The organism is Campylobacter sp. FU_497, from assembly GCF_025772425.1.
In the GTDB taxonomy this organism is placed as follows: domain Bacteria; phylum Campylobacterota; class Campylobacteria; order Campylobacterales; family Campylobacteraceae; genus Campylobacter_D; species Campylobacter_D lari_C.
Genome location: NZ_JAKMSC010000041.1, coordinates 1 through 598 on the forward strand (window position 1 = coordinate 1; position 598 = coordinate 598).

Annotated in this window: 1 protein-coding gene; it reads right to left on the reverse strand. The window is 32.6% G+C overall.

Going from position 1 to position 598, the window contains the following annotated elements; translation table 11 throughout:
• Positions 1 to 598 (reverse strand): methyl-accepting chemotaxis protein (locus L8W68_RS08190; protein ID WP_263675760.1); only part of this gene is annotated, 598 nt, incomplete at both ends.

Below are 598 nucleotides of genomic sequence, written 5' to 3' on the forward strand. Positions count from 1 at the left end.
CCTAAAGACTTTTGAGTTCTTTCTGCTAGATTTCTAACTTCATCTGCAACAACAGCAAAGCCACGTCCATGTTCACCTGCACGTGCTGCTTCAATAGCTGCATTTAATGCAAGCAAGTTAATTTGATCAGCAATATCTCCTATTATAGAAGTAACATTTTTAATCTCTTCACTTTGAGCAATAACTTCACTAGTTTTATGCGATACATTTTGCATAGAAGAAGTAATCTCTTCTAATGCTGCTGCTGTTTCTTCTAAAGAAGAAGCTTGGCTTGATGAAGAATCAGTTAAGTTCTTAACAGCACTTTGTAATTTACCACTCTCATCTGCTAATAAAGAAGCAAATTCAGATGATTGTCTTAACATAGCTACTATTTCTTGACCTAATACATTAGTAGTTACTTCAACCCCACCTTTAGCATTTTTAACTTCTGTTGTAAAGTCTAATGCTTTATAGCTATCAAATACTCTATTAATTTCATTCATATTAGAACCAACCTTTTGTTCTAATACATTCAGCATTTCATTTAATACATTTTTTAATTCTATTAATTGAGGATTAGCAGGAATTGCTGTTATTCTAGCTGTTAGATTACCAC